The sequence below is a fragment of the Inquilinus limosus DSM 16000 genome (genome assembly GCF_000423185.1).
Taxonomy (GTDB): Bacteria; Pseudomonadota; Alphaproteobacteria; order DSM-16000; family Inquilinaceae; genus Inquilinus; species Inquilinus limosus.
The window spans coordinates 21991-36877 of record NZ_AUHM01000020.1 but is presented as its reverse complement, the minus strand read 5'-3'; the positions used below and the strand labels follow the sequence as shown (position 1 = coordinate 36877).

Annotated in this window: 17 protein-coding genes and 1 pseudogene; 6 read left to right on the top strand and 12 right to left on the bottom strand. The window is 71.2% G+C overall.

What is annotated here, in order from left to right:
* Positions 1–139 precede the first annotated feature (139 nt).
* A complete protein-coding gene (locus tag G537_RS0117980; RefSeq protein ID WP_026871305.1) occupies positions 140–637 on the top strand; it encodes a GFA family protein in 498 nt (165 codons plus the stop codon).
* Here the strand turns inward: G537_RS0117980 and G537_RS0117975 are convergent.
* The 3 genes from G537_RS0117975 to G537_RS0117965 form a co-directional block, all read right to left on the bottom strand.
* The gene (locus G537_RS0117975; RefSeq protein ID WP_026871304.1) at positions 634–1878 is read right to left on the bottom strand and encodes an MFS transporter; all 1245 of its coding nucleotides are present in this window, start codon (positions 1876–1878) and stop codon (positions 634–636) included. The two genes, G537_RS0117980 and G537_RS0117975, sit on opposite strands and share 4 nt — an antisense overlap.
* A gap of 253 nt (positions 1879–2131) precedes the next feature.
* The gene (locus G537_RS0117970) at positions 2132–3061 is read right to left on the bottom strand and encodes a LysR substrate-binding domain-containing protein (RefSeq protein ID WP_026871303.1); all 930 of its coding nucleotides are present in this window, start codon (positions 3059–3061) and stop codon (positions 2132–2134) included.
* Positions 3062–3109: 48 nt separating this feature from the next.
* Entirely contained in the window at positions 3110–3997 is an 888-nt protein-coding gene (locus G537_RS0117965; RefSeq protein ID WP_026871302.1) for an arginase family protein, read from the bottom strand.
* 154 nt (positions 3998–4151) lie between these two features.
* On the opposite strand from G537_RS0117965, the pseudogene G537_RS0117960 reads away from it, so the two are divergent.
* A pseudogene (locus G537_RS0117960) lies at positions 4152–4997 on the top strand (CapA family protein); the annotation flags it as partial.
* A gap of 136 nt (positions 4998–5133) precedes the next feature.
* Here G537_RS0117960 and G537_RS45075 read toward each other — a convergent pair.
* From G537_RS45075 to G537_RS0117930, 6 genes are all read right to left on the bottom strand, one after another.
* On the bottom strand, positions 5134–5736 hold the full coding sequence (locus G537_RS45075) for a YbhB/YbcL family Raf kinase inhibitor-like protein (RefSeq protein WP_026871300.1): 603 nt from the start codon (positions 5734–5736) through the stop codon (positions 5134–5136).
* A gap of 5 nt (positions 5737–5741) precedes the next feature.
* The gene (locus G537_RS0117950) at positions 5742–6521 is read right to left on the bottom strand and encodes a hypothetical protein (protein ID WP_051248568.1); all 780 of its coding nucleotides are present in this window, start codon (positions 6519–6521) and stop codon (positions 5742–5744) included.
* Between the two features lie 89 nt (positions 6522–6610).
* Positions 6611–7507: an arginase family protein gene (locus tag G537_RS0117945; RefSeq protein WP_026871298.1), complete on the bottom strand. Its 897-nt coding sequence runs from the start codon at positions 7505–7507 to the stop codon at positions 6611–6613.
* A gap of 104 nt (positions 7508–7611) precedes the next feature.
* Positions 7612–8040 (bottom strand): CBS domain-containing protein, encoded by a 429-nt coding sequence (locus tag G537_RS0117940; protein WP_026871297.1) that lies wholly within the window; start codon positions 8038–8040, stop codon positions 7612–7614.
* A gap of 69 nt (positions 8041–8109) precedes the next feature.
* Positions 8110–8724, bottom strand: a complete 615-nt coding sequence (locus G537_RS0117935) for a glutathione S-transferase family protein (protein ID WP_026871296.1) — start codon at positions 8722–8724, stop codon at positions 8110–8112.
* 90 nt (positions 8725–8814) lie between these two features.
* On the bottom strand, positions 8815–9780 hold the full coding sequence (locus G537_RS0117930) for a quinone oxidoreductase family protein (RefSeq protein WP_026871295.1): 966 nt from the start codon (positions 9778–9780) through the stop codon (positions 8815–8817).
* A gap of 98 nt (positions 9781–9878) precedes the next feature.
* Between G537_RS0117930 and G537_RS38570 the strand changes: the two genes are divergently transcribed.
* Positions 9879–10748: a LysR substrate-binding domain-containing protein gene (locus G537_RS38570; protein ID WP_034852139.1), complete on the top strand. Its 870-nt coding sequence runs from the start codon at positions 9879–9881 to the stop codon at positions 10746–10748.
* 5 nt (positions 10749–10753) lie between these two features.
* On the opposite strand, the gene G537_RS0117920 is transcribed toward G537_RS38570, so the two are convergent.
* From G537_RS0117920 to G537_RS0117910, 3 genes are read right to left on the bottom strand one after another with little or no spacing between them, the layout of a single operon-like run.
* Entirely contained in the window at positions 10754–11170 is a 417-nt protein-coding gene (locus G537_RS0117920) for a GFA family protein (protein ID WP_026871294.1), read from the bottom strand.
* Positions 11167–11415 (bottom strand): hypothetical protein, encoded by a 249-nt coding sequence (locus G537_RS0117915; RefSeq protein ID WP_026871293.1) that lies wholly within the window; start codon positions 11413–11415, stop codon positions 11167–11169. Before G537_RS0117915 ends, G537_RS0117920 begins: the two co-directional genes overlap by 4 nt.
* Complete coding sequence (locus G537_RS0117910) at positions 11408–12172, bottom strand: DUF899 domain-containing protein (protein ID WP_026871292.1); 765 nt, start codon at positions 12170–12172, stop codon at positions 11408–11410. The genes G537_RS0117915 and G537_RS0117910 overlap by 8 nt, the downstream gene beginning before the upstream one ends.
* 90 nt (positions 12173–12262) lie before the next feature.
* Between G537_RS0117910 and G537_RS0117905 the strand changes: the two genes are divergently transcribed.
* From G537_RS0117905 to G537_RS0117895, 3 genes are read left to right on the top strand one after another with little or no spacing between them, the layout of a single operon-like run.
* The gene (locus G537_RS0117905) at positions 12263–13483 is read left to right on the top strand and encodes a hypothetical protein (protein WP_026871291.1); all 1221 of its coding nucleotides are present in this window, start codon (positions 12263–12265) and stop codon (positions 13481–13483) included.
* Positions 13484–13529: 46 nt separating this feature from the next.
* The gene (locus G537_RS0117900; protein ID WP_245579050.1) at positions 13530–14156 is read left to right on the top strand and encodes a Vgb family protein; all 627 of its coding nucleotides are present in this window, start codon (positions 13530–13532) and stop codon (positions 14154–14156) included.
* 22 nt (positions 14157–14178) lie between these two features.
* The gene (locus G537_RS0117895) at positions 14179–14880 is read left to right on the top strand and encodes a DUF899 domain-containing protein (protein ID WP_026871289.1); all 702 of its coding nucleotides are present in this window, start codon (positions 14179–14181) and stop codon (positions 14878–14880) included.
* Positions 14881–14887 lie beyond the last annotated feature (7 nt).

Genomic DNA, 14887 nt, shown 5'->3' with positions numbered 1-14887 from the left:
TGGAGCGAGACTACACCGCGGCGGGCTCGCCGGGGACCCGTGATGGCTCGGCGTCATCGATTCCCCCGGCGCGGAATAGCTGACACTCCCTGGCAGGTGGCGCCTGTATTCTCTGCGGGCGCAGCAGACGAGGCCGAGAATGAGCAAGACGGCATTGAAGGTCCGGAAAGCGCCGGCGGAGGTGGCGGAGGGCCGGTGCCTGTGCGGCCGGGTGCGGATCGAGATCGGCGTCCCCGCCCGCTGGGCCTGGCACGACCATTCCCGGGACAGCCGGCTGGCGCACGGCGCCGCCTACGCCACCTATGTCGGCTGCTGGCGCAGCCGCGTCCGCATCGTCAGGGGCGAGTCCGCCCTCACCCGCTTCGTCGCGGAGGACACCGGCCGGACGAGAAGCTTCTGCCGCCACTGCGGCACGCCGGTGCTGTATGAGCGGCCGCACGCGCCGCAGATGGTGAACATCCCGCGCGCCCTGTTCGAGACCCGCACCGGCCGCGAGCCGCTGTACCACATCGCCATCGAGCAGGCGCCGGAATGGACCTATCGCGGCGAGCCGCTGCGCCCGCTGAAGGGCTTTCCCGGCGTGGTGTGGACGCGGCCGAAGCGGAAGAAGCGGCCGCTGATGGATGACGAGTTCTAAGCGGCCTGGCGCGCCGAGGCGGTGACCGCCGCCGGCCTGTCGTCGATCGGGAAATGCAGCAGCGCCGCCACCAGCCCGGCGACCGCGGTGGCGATCCAGACCAGGGCATAGGAGCCGGTGACGTCGAACACATAGCCGCCCGCCCAGGCGCCGAGGAACGAGCCGATCTGGTGGCTGAGGAAGCAGACGCCGAACAGCGTGCCGAGATGGCGCGTGCCGAACACCTTGGCCACGAGGCCGCTGGTCAGGGGCACGGTGCCCAGCCAGGTCAGGCCCATCACGGCGGCGAAGAGCACGACCGAGGCCTCGCTCTTCGGCGCCAGGAAGAAGGCGGCGATGGCGACGCCGCGGATCAGGTACAGCCAGCCGAGCACATGGTGCTGGCGGAAGCGGCCGCCGAGCCAGCCGCAGCCCCAGCTGCCGACCATGTTGAACAGCCCGACCAGCGCCAGCGCCGTGGCGCCGAGCCCCGCCGGCATGTGGCAGAGCAGCAGGTAGTTGGGCAGATGCGTGCCGATGAAGGCGAGTTGGAAGCCGCAGGTGAAGAAGCCGAGGGTCAGCAGGCGATAGCCGCGATGGCCGAGCGCCTGCGCCACCGCCGCCCGCAGCGGCTGTGCCGCTTCCGCCTGCGCCGGCGCGGCGGCGCCGTCGCGCCGATCCAGGAACAGCCCGAGCGGCGCCACGGCCACCAGGCAGCCGGCGAGCACGAGCAGCGACGCCGCGGTGCCGGAAAGATCCGTGACCCATTGCGCCAGCGGCACCAGCAGCACCTGGCCCAGCGAACCGCCGGCGCTGGCGAGGCCCATCGCCATGCTGCGCTTCTCCGGCGGCGCCGCGCGGCCCAGGGCGGTCAGCACCACGCCGAAGGTGGTGCAGCTGATGCCGATGCCGACCAGGAGGCCGAGGCCGAGCACCAGCGTCACCCCCGACGACGCCATGGCGGTGAGGACAAGCCCGGCGGCGAAGGCGACCGCGCCGAAGGCCACCACCGGCGCCGAGCCCCAGCGGTCGGCGGCGGCCCCGGCGAAGGGCTGGGCGAAGCCCCAGACCAGGTTGTGCAGGGCGATGGCGAAGGCGATCAGCGTGACCGGCACGCCGCGGTCGAAGGAGAACGGCTCGATGAACAGGCCGAAGGTCTGCCGGGAGCCCATGGCGGCGCTCATGATCAGCGCCCCGGCCAGGATCACCAGCCCCGCCCGGATGCCGGGGGATGCGAAATGCCGTGCTTCGGTCGCCGCCATGGTCCGGGCCCTCCTCGCCCGCCCCACACAATGGCAACCGGCGAAAGGGCCGGCAAAAGAGAAGGTTTCGCTGACGGGTGAAGAATGCTCACCTGGTCCCGGCCGGGTCTCCCAGGTCGGTCAGCTCAAAGGATCGTCATTGCGAGCGCAGCGAAGCAATCCAGGCCGCAAGAGCGGAGGCATGGATTGCTTCGTCGGCTTCGCCTCCTCGCAATGACGGCTTGGGGTGTCGTAAGCCCGGGGCTGAACAGCCTCAGGCGATCCGCCTCCCCTCGCCCGCGGCAGCCGTACCCTGCCCGAACGCTTCGACCTCGCGCAGCAGCCAGCGCCTGAAGCCCAGCAGGTCCGGGCGGCGGTCCGCCCCTTCGGGGCCGACCAGCCAATAGGCGGTCTCGGCTTCGATCGCCGGCAGGCCGAGTTCGACCAGAGCCCCCGACGCGAGGTCCCGGTCGACCAGCGGCCGCCGCCCCAGGGCGACGCCGAGCCCCATCGCCGCGGCCTCGAAGGCCATCTGGATGGTGTCGACCCGCAGCCCGCCGGCGAGGTCGACGCCGTCGATCCCCACCCGCTCCAGCCAGGCCTGCCAGTCCTCGCTGGCCGGGGTGACGTGGATCAGCGCGGCCCGGCGCAGATCGACGGCCCCGCCGTCGCCCGCCAGGGTCTCGCGGTAGCCGGGGCTGCACACCGGCACCAGGCTTTCGCCGAACAGCCGGGTCCAGGCGGCGCCGGCGGTCGCTCGGCTCATCCGGACGGCGAAGTCGAAGCCGTCGACCGGGAAGCCGACCTGCCGCCGCGAGGTGTCGACCGTGACGCCGCTGTTCGGCCAGCGTTCGCCGAAGCGGTGCAGCCGCGGCAGCAGCCAGCGGGCGGCGAAGGTGGGGGCGCAGCTCACCGTGATCGTCCGGCGCTCGCCGCTGCCCGGCAGGCGCTGCGTGCCGATGGCGATCAGCGACAGCGCCTCGGAGACATAGGGCAGGTAGTCCGCGCCTTCCGGCGTCAGCGACAGCTTGCGGGGCTCGCGCACGAACAGCTCGACGCCCAGCGCCCGCTCCAGCCCGACGATGCCGTGGCTGACCGCGCTCGGCGTCACGTTCAGCTCGGCGGCGGCGAGCTTGAAGCTGAGATGGCGCCCCGCCGCCTCGAAGAAGCGGAGGGACGAGAGCGGCGGCAGGCGAAGCGGCATCCGGCACCCCCGAGGACGGCCCGGCTCGGGCCATGGGGCGAAAGCATATTACGGGCGCAGCCCCCGGGCGACGGCATCGACGAAGCGCGCCGCGATGGCGCCGTCGGGGTCCAGCGCCGGGTTGAGGATCGTGATGTCGACGCCGGCCATCCGGCCGCTCGCCGCGGCGGCGCGGAGGACCGCCGACATCTCGTCGAAGGACAGGCCGTCCGGCATCCGGTAGTCGACCGCCGGCATGGCGGCGTCGTCCAGCACGTCGGCGTCGAGATGGAGCCAAAAGCCGAGGAGATCGGGGCGGACCAGCCGCTGCAGCGCGCGCTCCGCCGCGGCCTCGGCGCCGGCCTGCCGGACCGCCGCGAGGTCCAGCAACTCGATGATCGTGTCCTCGATCCGCTGGCTGCCGAAGCGTTCCGCGATCTCGGCGTCGCGGGGCCCGAACGCGACCACGTCCTCGTCGCGGACCAGCGGCCGCAGCCCTTCGAGATCCGTCACCACGGCGGGGCCGCGGCCGGTGGCCAGCGCCAGATCCATCGACGCCGCCTCGCCGTTCGGCTCGGCCTCCGGCTGGTAGAAATCGGCATGGCCGTCGAGGAACAGCAGGCCGAAGCGGCCGCGGCGGCGCAGCGACAGCAGACAGCCGAGCAGGATCGAGCAGTCGCCGCCCAGCACCACCGGCACCTCGCCGGCGCCGCGGACGAGCCCGATGGCGTTCGCCAGGGTGGCCGAATAGGCGGCGATACCGGACGGGTTGAGCAGCAGCGTCTCCGGATCGCGCCGGGGATCGTAGGGCGGCGGCTCGACCCGGCCGGCACGGCGCGCCGCCAGCCTTTCGGCGAGCCCCGCCCCGAGCAGCGCCTCGGGCAGCCGCTCGACCCCTTTCGGGAACAGCCCCAGCACCGAGGGCGCCTCGACGATCGCGTAGCGCGGACGGGTCATGGCGACGCCTCCTGTCCGGGCCGGCGCAGGCCGGCTCCGCTGCAGTCTAACCGGATCGGCGCAACCCGGGTTCCTCGTGCCCGGCGGAACAGTCGGATCGGATGGCGGATGGCCGCGTTTTCCCCGATAGGCGCCAACGCAAGGACGATGCGGCGTGGAGGACGTCAGGCTGTTCCTGACCGGCGACGTGATGACCGGGCGCGGCATCGACCAGGTGCTGCCCTGGCCGTGCGATCCCGGGCTGTACGAGCGCCATGTGACCTCGGCCAGGCAATACGTCGCGCTGGCCGAGGAGGCGAACGGGCCGCTGCCCTGGCCGGTCGACCTGCTCTACCCCTGGGGCGATGCCCTGGCGGAGCTGGCGGAACGCCGTGTCGACCTCCGCATCATCAATCTCGAGACCAGCGTGACACGCCATTCCGCGCCGGAGCCGAAGGGCATCAACTATCGCATGAGCCCGGAGAACTTCGCCTGCATCACGGCGGCCGGAATCGATTGCTGCGTCCTGGCGAACAATCACGTTCTCGACTGGGGCAGGCCGGGACTCATCGAGACTCTCGACACGATCGAGGCATCGGGGATCGCGGCGCCGGGCGCCGGCCGCCGCATCGCCGAGGCGACGGCGCCCGCCATCCTCCCGCTGACGGAGCGAGGCCGGGTCCTGCTCTATGCCGCCGCTTCCGCGGACAGCGGCGTGCCGCAGAGCTGGCTGGCCGGACCGGACAGGCCCGGGGTCAACCTCCTGCCCGACCTCTCCGCCGGAACCGCCCGGCGGATCGGGGCGCAGCTCGATACCGCCAGGCGGGCGGGAGACACCGTGATCGCCTCGATCCATTGGGGCGGGAACTGGGGATATGGGATCTCCCGTTCCCACCGCGCCTTCGCCCATGCGCTGATCGACGAGACCGGCATCGACCTGGTGCACGGCCATTCCTCGCATCACCCCAAGGCGATCGAGGTGCATCACGGCCGGCTGATCCTCCATGGCTGCGGCGACTTCATCACCGACTACGAGGGGATCACCGGCTACGAGGCCTTTCGCGACGATCTCGTGCTCATGTATCTGCCGGTCCTGGCGGCGGACGGCGCGCTGCAGGATCTGACGATGGTGCCGTTCCAGCTGCGCCAGCTCCGGCTCAATCGCGCCGGGCAGAGCGATATCGAATGGCTCCGCGACGTGCTCGATCGCGAGTGCCGCCGCTTCGGCGGCGGCGTCGCGCCGGACGACACCGGGGCGCTTCATCTCGAATGGGCGTAGGTGCGACGCTCAGGCCTGCCGCGTGTAGGTGGCGTGCAGCTTCGCCTCCTTCTAGGACATGACCAGCGATCGCCGTCTCGAACCGCTTCCGGTCGAGACCCAGCGGCGCCTCGGCCGGATGGTCCAGCGCCAGGAGGCGGATGCGGTAGCGGAAGGTGCGGCCGAGCGTTCCCTGCGGGCCCTGATAGCCGTCCCCGTCCAGCGAGTTGCGGCCGTGGAACAGATGCAGCGGCTCCTCCGGCTCGTGCTGATGCTTGAAGCCGGCGGGCAGGCCGTCGAGATCGGCCGGGATCTTGTAGGCGAGCCAGTGCAGCCACGGCTCGCGGGTGGCGGGGGTGACGCCTTCGAACAGGATCGCCAGCTCGCGTGTGCCGTCGGGCAGATCGGACCAGCGCAAGGGCGGCGAGACGTTGCGGCCGTCCTTGGTGAATTCGACCGGGATCTCCTGCCCATCCGCGAAGGCTTCGCTCCACAGGCGCATCGCCGCTACCGCCACTTGCCCTTGAGCAACGGCTCGATCGGATGCTCGCGCGGCGACATCCTGAGCTGGCGGAAGATGTCCGCCTTCCGGGCCGTCTCGTGCTCGGCCTCGATGTGGAGATCATAGGCCCGCTCGGGGTCGGTGCGCGCCCCGACCAGGATGAACTCGGCGCCCTCGTAGTCGAGCAGATGCGGATCCTCGGTGGCGAAGCGCCGGCCGCGGAACTCCCGCTCCAGCGTCTTCGGGTAATGCGCCTCCTCCCGCTCGGGCAGCCCCGAACCGGGCGGCGACGGCTTCTCCGGGTTCTTGACCGACAGGATGTAGGCGGCCTGGCGCTCGATCTTCAGCTCCTTCTGGACCTCGCCGGGCCGTTCCGGCAGCTCGAGCTCATAGGTCAGATGCAGGTTCCGTCCGCGCCGGACCAGCGCATAGACTCCCTCCCCCGCCGGCCGCACGGCCGCCAGCGTGCGTTCGCCGCGCGTCTTGGTCGAATAATGGTGCTCCCGGAACTCCTCCTCGACCTCGCGGCCGCTCTTCACCGCGTCGACGAAGCCCCAGATGCGCTCGTGGTCGTGAGCCTCGGGCATATGCTTGCGGCCGAGCACCGCGACGCGGAACCTGCTCTGCCCGTCCGGCTTCATCACCATGTAGAAGCGCTGGACCTCGCCCAGGCCTTCGGCCTCGCCCTCCTCGATGCGGGGCCGGTACACGAAATAGATGTCGCCCTTCTCGACGATCTCCTCGTCGACCTCGGGCCGTTCCTGCTTCTTCCGCACGGAAGCCATGGGGCGACCGCCTCTCAAGCCATCACATCCTGGCAACGGGAGGCCCCGGCGGAGGTTCCCCGCCTGCGGAGGCGGCGCATGGCGGTGGCTTAAGCGGGTGCGGCCGTTCCGAGGGCCGAGGCCAGGACGTCGGCGAGGCCGCGGCCGGCGCTGCCGTCCAGGTCGAGGCGCGGATTGTAGATGGTGACCTCGAGGCCGACCGCCTTCCCGCTCGCCAGGACGATCCGGAGCGCCGCCGCCAGCTCATCCCACGACAGCCCGCCCGGCACGCGGAAATCGACCGCCGGCATGACGGCATCGTCGAGACAGTCGGCGTCCAGGTGGATGAAAAAGCCGTCCAGCTCCGCCCGCGTCAGATGCACGAGCGCCGCGCGGGCGGCGGCCTCGACGCCCAGGCGGCGCACGGCGTGGAGATCATAGGCGGAGAGCCCGGCGGGCAGAGGCTGGCTGCCGAATTCGGCCTGGTCCTCGTGGTCGCGGAAGGCGAAGGCGACGGCATCCTCGGGCCGCACCAGCGGGCGGCGGCCCTCCAGCTCGGTCAGCAGCGCCGGGCCATATCCGGTGACGAAGGCCAGATCCATGGAGGCGCCCTCGCCATTGGGCTCGGCCTCGGGCTGGAAGAAGTCGGCGTTGCCGTCGATGAAGAACAGGCCGTAGCGGCCGCGCCGCCGCAGCGCCAGCATCGAGCCCAGCAGGATCGTGCAGTCGCCGCCCAGCACCACCGGGAAGTCGCCCGCGTCCAGCACCGCCTCCACGGCGTCGGCGAGCTCGGGCGACCACGCCGCGATCGCCTTGGCGTTCAGCGTCAGGGTCTCGGGGTCCGGCGTCGGGTCCTTCGGCGGGGCGGCCAGCCGCCCGGCGCGGCGCGCATGGATGCGGTCGGCGAGGCCCAGCTCCAGGAGCCGGTCGGGCAGGCCCTCCACGCCGTCGGTCGCCAGACCCAGCGTGGATGGGGCCTCGAGGATGGCGTAGGGACGGGTCGGCATCGGAGGCTCCGGCTGTTACCGGTGAGAACCCGCGCAGCGCCGGAGCCGTTCCTCGCCGATGCGAGCCTTCGCAGGATCGGTTTGTTCCGGGCAGCAGGCGCGCGCTATCGCCGCTCCTTCTCCGTCGGCTCCGAGATGCCTTTGAGCGCGCTCTCGGCGGCCCCTTCCCCAGAGCGCCCGATGTCGGCGAGGGCGACGACGCCGACCAGCCGCTTGTTGCGGTTGAGCACCGGCAGCCGGCGCACCTGGTGCTGCGCCATGACCTCGGCGGCCCGGTCCACCTCGTCATCCTCGAAGCAGTAGCAGATGCCCTCCGACATCACCTCGCGCACGGTGGTGGTGCCGGGATTCCGCTCGTCGGCGACCGCGCGCATCACGATGTCGCGGTCCGTCACCATGCCGACGAGACGGTCGTTCTCGCCGACCGGCAGCGCCCCGATGTTCTCGGCGCGCATCCGCCGCGCCACATCGCGGATGGTCATATTGGGATCGGCAAGCTGGACGCTGGTGTGCATGATCTCCTGGACCTGCATGGCTGCTCTCCTCAGACAGACGTCGTCATGGAAGCAACGGCGCCGACGCGCCGATGGTGCCAGAGCGCCTCAGCCCAGCCGCGTGGCCCAGATCTCCGCGAGGCGCGGATCCTGGTCGACCCGCCGGACGACCTCGGCCATCTTCGGCGCCTCCTCATAGAAGCGCGGCCGGCGCGGGCCCCAATGCGAGACCATGGTCACGTAGAGGTCGAGCACGGTCAGGTCGTCGCCCAGGATGTAGCGGCCGGGGCTGACCCGGGCGTCCATCATCCGCCAGCAGAAGGCCATGCGCTCGCGCGTGCGCTCCATCACCACCGCCTCCTGGGCCTTGTCGGCGACGATCCGGCTCGGATCGTCCCTGGCCCAGACGAGCGCGTAGATCTGTGCGGAGACATAAACCATCCAGCGCAGGAAGGCCGGGCGGCGCGGGTCGTCGATCGCCGGCGACAGCCGCGACGCCGGATGCGTGTCGGCGAGGTGGATGAGGATGGCCGCGCTCTCGGTCATCACCTCCCCGTTCGGCAGGATCAGGACCGGGACCTGCTGCATCGGGTTGCCGGCGGGCCGGTCGTCGTCCGGCCCGCGCTCGACCACCTCATAGGGCTCGCCCAGCAGGTGCAGCGCGGCTTCGACGGGAACGGATCCCGTGCCCTTCTGGCCGTGGACCACATAGGGTTTGCTCATGGCCCCCTCCCCGGGATATGGCCGGTCACGGTGCCGGCGTGACCGGCCAACGCGCGCCCGCTCCGGGGCGTTCCCTTGCTGCCGCCAGGCCTATGGCAGCAGGATCGTCGCGCCGGTGGTCTGCCGTGTCTCGAGCCGGCGATGCGCCTCGGCCGCCTCGGCGAGCGGCAGGCGGGCGTGGACCGGGACCTTGACCGCGCCACCGGCGACGACCTGGAACAGCTCCGCGCTCATGGCCAGCACGTCCTCGCGCCTCCTGAGGTGCTCGAACAGCAGCTGCCAGGTGGCGAAGAGCGAACCCTTCTTCATCAGCAGCATGATGTCGAACGGCTCGATCGGGCCCGAGGCCGAGCCGAAGCTGACGAAGGTGCCGAAGGGCCGCAGGCAGTCGAGCGAGGCCGGGAAGGTGGCGCGGCCGACGCCGTCATAGACCACGTCGCAGCCCTCACCGTTCGTGATATCGCGCACGCGCGCGGCGAAGTCCCGGTAGTCGATGACGTGGTCGCAGCCGTTGGCGCGGGCAAGCTCGGCCTTCTCCGGCGAGCCCACCGTGCCGATGACGGTGGCGCCGAGATGCTTCGCCCATTGCGTCAGGATCAGGCCGACACCGCCCGCCGCGGCGTGCATCAGGATGGTGTGGCCCGGCCCGACCCGGAAGGTGCGGCGCAGCAGGTATTGCGCCGTCAGGCCCTTCAGCATCATCGCGGCGCCTGTCTCGAAATCGATGGCGTCCGGCAGGCGCACCACGTAGTGGGCCGGGACATTGCGCTCCTCGGCATAGGCGCCGAGCGTCTCGACATAGGCCACGCGGTCGCCCGGGGCGAATTCGGTGACGCCCTCGCCCACCGCGACCACCTCGCCGGCGCCTTCGTTGCCCGGCGTGAAGGGCAGGCTCGGCGGCGCGTATTCGCCGGAGCGGAAGTAGATGTCGACGAAGTTGACGCCGATCGCCCGGTGGCGGACGCGGACCTCGCCGGGCCCGGGCCGGCCGATGTCGATCTCCTCGACGGCGAGCACCTCGGGCCCGCCATGGCGGTGCACACGGATCGCTTTCATTGGGTCGGCGCCTCTCGTTGCGCGGATCATGCCGGGGAGATAGCGCGCCGGGAGGCATCAGCGTAGACCGATATCGGTGATTTCAGAGTTCAGAAAAGATGATAGCCGAGCAGATCGGACTCGACCTCCTCCGCACCTATGTCGCGGTCTGCCGGCAGGGCAGCCTGAGCAAGGTCGCGGCGCAGACCGGGCGGACCCAGTCGGCGCTGAGCATGCAGATGCGCCGGCTCGAGGACTTGCTCGGGCGGCCTCTGTTCCAGCGCACCGGCCGCGGCGTGGTGCCGACCGCCGAGGGGGAGCTGCTGCTCGGATACGCGACCCGCATCCTGGCCCTGGGCGACGAGGCGGTGGCGCGCCTGCGGCAGAAGGAGATCAGCGGCGGCGTGCGCATCGGCCTGGCCGAGGAGCTGGCCACCGCGACGCTGCCGGCGACGCTGGGGCGGCTGCATCGCGCCTATCCCGAGATCCGCCTCGACGTGGTGGTCGAGCACAGCGTGGCGCTGGGGCGGCTGTGGGGCGAGGATGGGCTGGACATCATGATCGGCCCGACCTCCGTCGTGGTGGCCGACGCCGTGGCCTCGTGGACGGTCGAGCTGCAATGGGTGGCCGCCGCGGACCATGCGCCGGATCCGGACCGGCCGCTCGATCTGGTCGCCTTCACCGCGCCCTGCCTGTGGCGCCAGCGCATGCTCGACGCGCTGGCCGCCAGCGGCCGGGAGCATCGTGTCACCTTCACCAGCCAGAGCGTCACGGCCCTGCAGGCGGCGGTCGAGAACGGGCTGGGCATCGGGCTGCTGCCGCCCGAATCCGTCCGCGCCGCCACCATGCGGGTGCTGAAGCCCTCGGCCGGCGTGCCGGAGCCGCTGGCCGCCCAGTACGGCCTCTACGCCCGGGACCGGCGGACGCCGGTCGTGGAGGCCGCGATCGGCGTGCTGCTGGAGGGCCTGCCGGCAGCGCCCGGGCGGTGACCCGCTTACGCCGGCGGCATTCCGTCGAATTTCGGCAGCGCCGGGTCGAGCCGGTCCCAGGCGTGGCCGCGAAGATGGTACGTCACCGCCTGCGGCCGGTACCGGCCCGGATCGTCGAGGCTGGCGGCGTGCACGGTGAAGAGGTCGGGCTTGGCCGCGGAGGTCAGGTAGACCGGCGATCCGCAGACGGGACAGAAGGCGTGGGTCTTCACATTGCCGTTGTCGGCGACGATGTCCCAGCGCGAGGCCTCGCCCGTGAGCTTCCTCACGCCTGCGCTCGGGAAGGTCAGGTAGGAGCCGTGCCCGGTGCCGCTTCGGGACTGGCAGTCGCGGCACTGGCAGTCGTTCATGAAGACGGGCTCGCCGGCGATCTCGTAGCGGATCGCGCCGCAGGCGCAGCCGCCGGTATAGGCTTCGCTCATCTCGTCTTTCCTCCCATTGTTCCAGTCATCAGCCGCAGCCAGGGCGCCATGTGAAAGGCGCTCATCAGCAGGTACATCGGCACCATTCCGGCCAGCGGCGACGCTCCGGCGGCCGAACAGAGGACATCCGCCTCGCCGCCGGACACGGCCGAGACCAGCGCCATGAGGGCGAAGGTCGGCGCGGCCGCGAGGCCGAGCCAGTCGGCCGCGCCAGCCAGGCGCCGAGGCATCGAGAGATCAGCCATGGCCGTACTCGTCGTGGCGGCGCCACCAGATGCCGGTCTCGTTGCGTCCCTTGGGGGCGCGGTCGAGCCACTGATACGACGCCCACAGGGCATCGAGCCCGCGGGAGTAGGCCGAGTAGGTGTGATAGACGACGCCGTCCTCGAGCGCGAAGGCGCTCATGCCCGGCCGGTCGCGGTTGTAGCTCGGCGCGTCCGTGCCGCAGGTGGTCGCGAATTGGACGATCGGCTCCGGCGCCGGGACCAGGTCCATCGCATGGCCGCCGCGCCTGTAGTTGTATTCGATGGCCCCGGCGCGCTGCTGCTCCTCGGTGAAGGCGACGTTGAAGTCATAGTTGAAGTCGCCGCCGAGCGAGGAGGCCCAGGGGAAGGTCCACCCCATCCGCTGCTTATAGGCCTGCAGCTTCGCCAGCGGCGCCAGCGAGACCGCCCACAGCATCACGTCGTGATTCGCCAGATGGACCGCGAAGCCGTTGAAGCTGTCTGCGATCATCGAGCAGGACGGGCAGCCCGCCTTCCAGTCGGGCCCGAACATGAAATGGTAGACGATCAGCTGCGACCGCCCGCGGAAGAGGTCCGGCAGCGAGGCGCCGCCGTCGTCGGTCTCGAACCGGTACTCCTTGTCGACCCGGACCCAGGGCAGTTCCTGCCGCCGCCGCGCCAGCTCGTCGCTGCGCCGCGTCAGCTCCTTCTCGGCCTCGAGCAGGTCGAGCCGCGCCGCCAGCCATTCCTCGCGGGTTCCGGTCCTGTGTGCCGTCATCGTTCCACTCTCCATTGGTGTCCGGTGGTCGTGGGTTAGACTGGTGCCGGGGACCGAACCGCGGGGAGTGACAAGTGTGGCGGGATTTCGATGGACTCGCTGATCACGGCCGCGGCGCGCGCGCTCTCGGCGGGTGATCCGCTCGGCGCCCTGAACCGCGTCGCCTTGCGCGACGACGCGCCGGCTCTGGCGCTGCGCGGCATCGCCATGGCGCAGCTGGGCGATCTCGACCGGGCGAAGCTCCTGCTGCGGCGCGCGGCGCGCGCCTTCGGCCCGAGGGAAGCCGTGGCCCGGGCGCGGTGCGTCGTCGCCGAGGCCGAGGTCGCGCTGGCCTCGCGCGACCTCGGCTGGCCCGAGAAGGCGCTGGACGCGGCGCGGGCGACGCTCGAACGGCACGGCGACGGGGTGAACGCCGCCCATGCGCGCACCCTCGCCATCCGGCGCCTCCTCCTGATCGGGCGGCTCGACGAGGCGGAGCGGGCGCTGGCCGGGTTCGACCCCTCCCCCTTCCCGCCCGCGCTGAGGGCCACCCACGAGCTGGCGGTCGCGGGGATCGCGATGCGCCGCCTGCGGACCGAGCCGGCGCGCGCCGCGCTGGCCCGGGCCGACCAGGCCGCCCGCACCGCCGGCATCCCGGCGCTGGCGGCGGAGGTCGACGGCGCGGCCCGCCTGCTGGAGACGCCGGCGGCGCGGCTGGTGGCGCGCGGCGAGGAGCGCCCGCTCCGGCTCGAGGAGGTCGAGGCGCTGCTGGCGTCGGACGCGCTGGTCGTGGATGCGTGCCGCCATGTCGTGCGCGGCGTGGGCACGGTGATCCCGCTCGCCCGGCGCCCGGTGCTGTTCGCGCTGGCCCGCGCGCTGGGCGAGGCCTGGCCCGGGGACGCGCCGCGGGGCGTGCTGCTGGCGCGGGCCTTCGGGGCGAAGTTCGCCGATGAATCGCATCGCGCGCGGCTGCGGGTGGAGATCGGGCGACTGCGCGCCGCGCTGCGGCCGTTGGCCAGGGTAAACGCGACGGCGCGAGGCTTCGCCCTGGTGCCGCGTCACGACCGCGAGGCCGTGGTGCTGGCCCGGCCGGTGGAGGAGCGGCACGCAGCGGTGCTGGCCTTCCTCGCCGACGGCGAATCCTGGTCGAGCTCGGCCCTGGCGCTGGCGCTGGGCGCCAGCCAGAGGACCGTGCAGCGGGCCCTCGAAGCGCTGGCGGAAGCGGGCAAGGTGCAGTCCTTCGGCCATGGCCGGGCGCGCCGCTGGATGACCCCGCCCGTGCCCGGTTTCACGACGACCTTGTTACTCCCGGCCCCGCTGCCCGACGGCTAGGCTGGCCCCCATGAAACGATCAGGAAAACGATCAAGGAAACGATCCATGGCCGACATCATCCGCGAATACGGGCCGTTCCCGGGCGTCGAGGCCGTGGCCGGCGTCACCTATGACGGCCGGCACGTCTGGTTCGCCTCCGAGGACAAGCTCAACGCCCTCGACCCCGACAGCGGCAAGGTGGTGCGCTCGCTCGACGTCCCCGCGCATGCGGGAACGGCCTTCGATGGCCGGCACCTGTTCCAGATCGCCGAGAGTCGGATCCAGAAGATCGACCCGGAGACCGGCCGCGTGCTCCACACCATCCCGGCGCCCGGCGGCGGGGGAGATTCCGGGCTCGCCTGGGCCGAGGGGACGCTCTGGGTGGGGCAATACCAGGAGCGGAAGATCCATCAGGTCGATCCCGAGACGGGGGCGGTCCTCCGCACGATCGAGTCCAACCGCCACGTCACCGGCGTCAGCTGGGTCGAGGGCGAGTTGTGGCACGCCACCTGGGAAGGCGACGAGAGCGAGTTGCGGCGGATCGATCCGCAGACCGGGAAGGTGCTGGAGCGGCTCGAGATGCCGGCGGGATCTGGCGTGTCCGGACTTGAATCCGACGGCGGCGACCGGTTCTTCTGCGGCGGCGGCAAGAGCGGGAAGATCAGGGCTGTGCGGCGGCCGAAGCGGGGCTGACGACAGCCCCGAGGAGAGAGACATGCTCGACAACAAGGTGGTCTCGCACGAAGAATGGCTGAAAGCGCGCCTCGACCTGCTTGCCGCGGAAAAGGAGTTTACCCGCCAGCTCGACGCGCTGACGCGCCGCCGGCAGGCGATGCCCTGGGAACGGGTGGAGAAGCCCTATCGCTTCGAGGGGCCGAACGGCACGCTCTCGCTGGCCGACCTGTTTGACGGGCGCTCCCAGCTCATCATCTATCACTTCATGCTCGGCCCCGACTGGGAGGAAGGCTGCAAGTCCTGCTCCTTCTGGGCCGACAACTTCAACGGCATCCCGATCCATCTCAACCACCGCGACGTGACCTTCACGGCCGTCTCGCGCGCGCCGCTGGCGAAGATCGAGGCCTACAAGGCGCGCATGGGCTGGAGCTTTCCCTGGGTCTCGTCCTTCGGCAGCGACTTCAACTTCGACTATCAGGTGTCCTTCACGCCCGAGCAGATCGCCGAAGGCAAGGCGCTGTACAATTACGAGATCAGGCCGAACAAGATCTCGGAACAGGTCGGGATCAGCGTCTTCTACCAGAACCGGAGCGGTGAGGTGTTCCACACCTATTCCTGCTACCAGCGCGGGGTCGAGATGGTGAACGGCGCCTACCATTTCCTCGACCTGGTGCCGAAGGGCCGGGATGAGGACGGTCTCAACTTCACCATGGAATGGGTGCGCCGGCACGATCAGTATTGATCGATAT

What these genes read in the sequence shown, in the direction of transcription:
- G537_RS0117940 (WP_026871297.1), bottom strand. Translation starts at nt 8,040, where the DNA reads ATGCAGGTCCAGGAGATCATGCACACCAGCGTCCAGCTTGCCGATCCC.
- G537_RS0117930 (WP_026871295.1), bottom strand. Translation starts at nt 9,780, where the DNA reads ATGAAAGCGATCCGTGTGCACCGCCATGGCGGGCCCGAGGTGCTCGCC.
- G537_RS38570 (WP_034852139.1), top strand. Translation starts at nt 9,879, where the DNA reads ATGATAGCCGAGCAGATCGGACTCGACCTCCTCCGCACCTATGTCGCG.
- G537_RS0117980 (WP_026871305.1), top strand. Translation starts at nt 140, where the DNA reads ATGAGCAAGACGGCATTGAAGGTCCGGAAAGCGCCGGCGGAGGTGGCG.
- G537_RS0117900 (WP_245579050.1), top strand. Translation starts at nt 13,530, where the DNA reads ATGGCCGACATCATCCGCGAATACGGGCCGTTCCCGGGCGTCGAGGCC.
- G537_RS0117920 (WP_026871294.1), bottom strand. Translation starts at nt 11,170, where the DNA reads ATGAGCGAAGCCTATACCGGCGGCTGCGCCTGCGGCGCGATCCGCTAC.
- G537_RS0117910 (WP_026871292.1), bottom strand. Translation starts at nt 12,172, where the DNA reads ATGACGGCACACAGGACCGGAACCCGCGAGGAATGGCTGGCGGCGCGG.
- G537_RS0117905 (WP_026871291.1), top strand. Translation starts at nt 12,263, where the DNA reads ATGGACTCGCTGATCACGGCCGCGGCGCGCGCGCTCTCGGCGGGTGAT.
- G537_RS0117950 (WP_051248568.1), bottom strand. Translation starts at nt 6,521, where the DNA reads ATGGCTTCCGTGCGGAAGAAGCAGGAACGGCCCGAGGTCGACGAGGAG.
- G537_RS0117965 (WP_026871302.1), bottom strand. Translation starts at nt 3,997, where the DNA reads ATGACCCGTCCGCGCTACGCGATCGTCGAGGCGCCCTCGGTGCTGGGG.
- G537_RS0117975 (WP_026871304.1), bottom strand. Translation starts at nt 1,878, where the DNA reads ATGGCGGCGACCGAAGCACGGCATTTCGCATCCCCCGGCATCCGGGCG.
- G537_RS45075 (WP_026871300.1), bottom strand. Translation starts at nt 5,736, where the DNA reads ATGCGCCTGTGGAGCGAAGCCTTCGCGGATGGGCAGGAGATCCCGGTC.
- G537_RS0117935 (WP_026871296.1), bottom strand. Translation starts at nt 8,724, where the DNA reads ATGAGCAAACCCTATGTGGTCCACGGCCAGAAGGGCACGGGATCCGTT.
- G537_RS0117970 (WP_026871303.1), bottom strand. Translation starts at nt 3,061, where the DNA reads ATGCCGCTTCGCCTGCCGCCGCTCTCGTCCCTCCGCTTCTTCGAGGCG.
- G537_RS0117945 (WP_026871298.1), bottom strand. Translation starts at nt 7,507, where the DNA reads ATGCCGACCCGTCCCTACGCCATCCTCGAGGCCCCATCCACGCTGGGT.
- G537_RS0117895 (WP_026871289.1), top strand. Translation starts at nt 14,179, where the DNA reads ATGCTCGACAACAAGGTGGTCTCGCACGAAGAATGGCTGAAAGCGCGC.
- G537_RS0117915 (WP_026871293.1), bottom strand. Translation starts at nt 11,415, where the DNA reads ATGGCTGATCTCTCGATGCCTCGGCGCCTGGCTGGCGCGGCCGACTGG.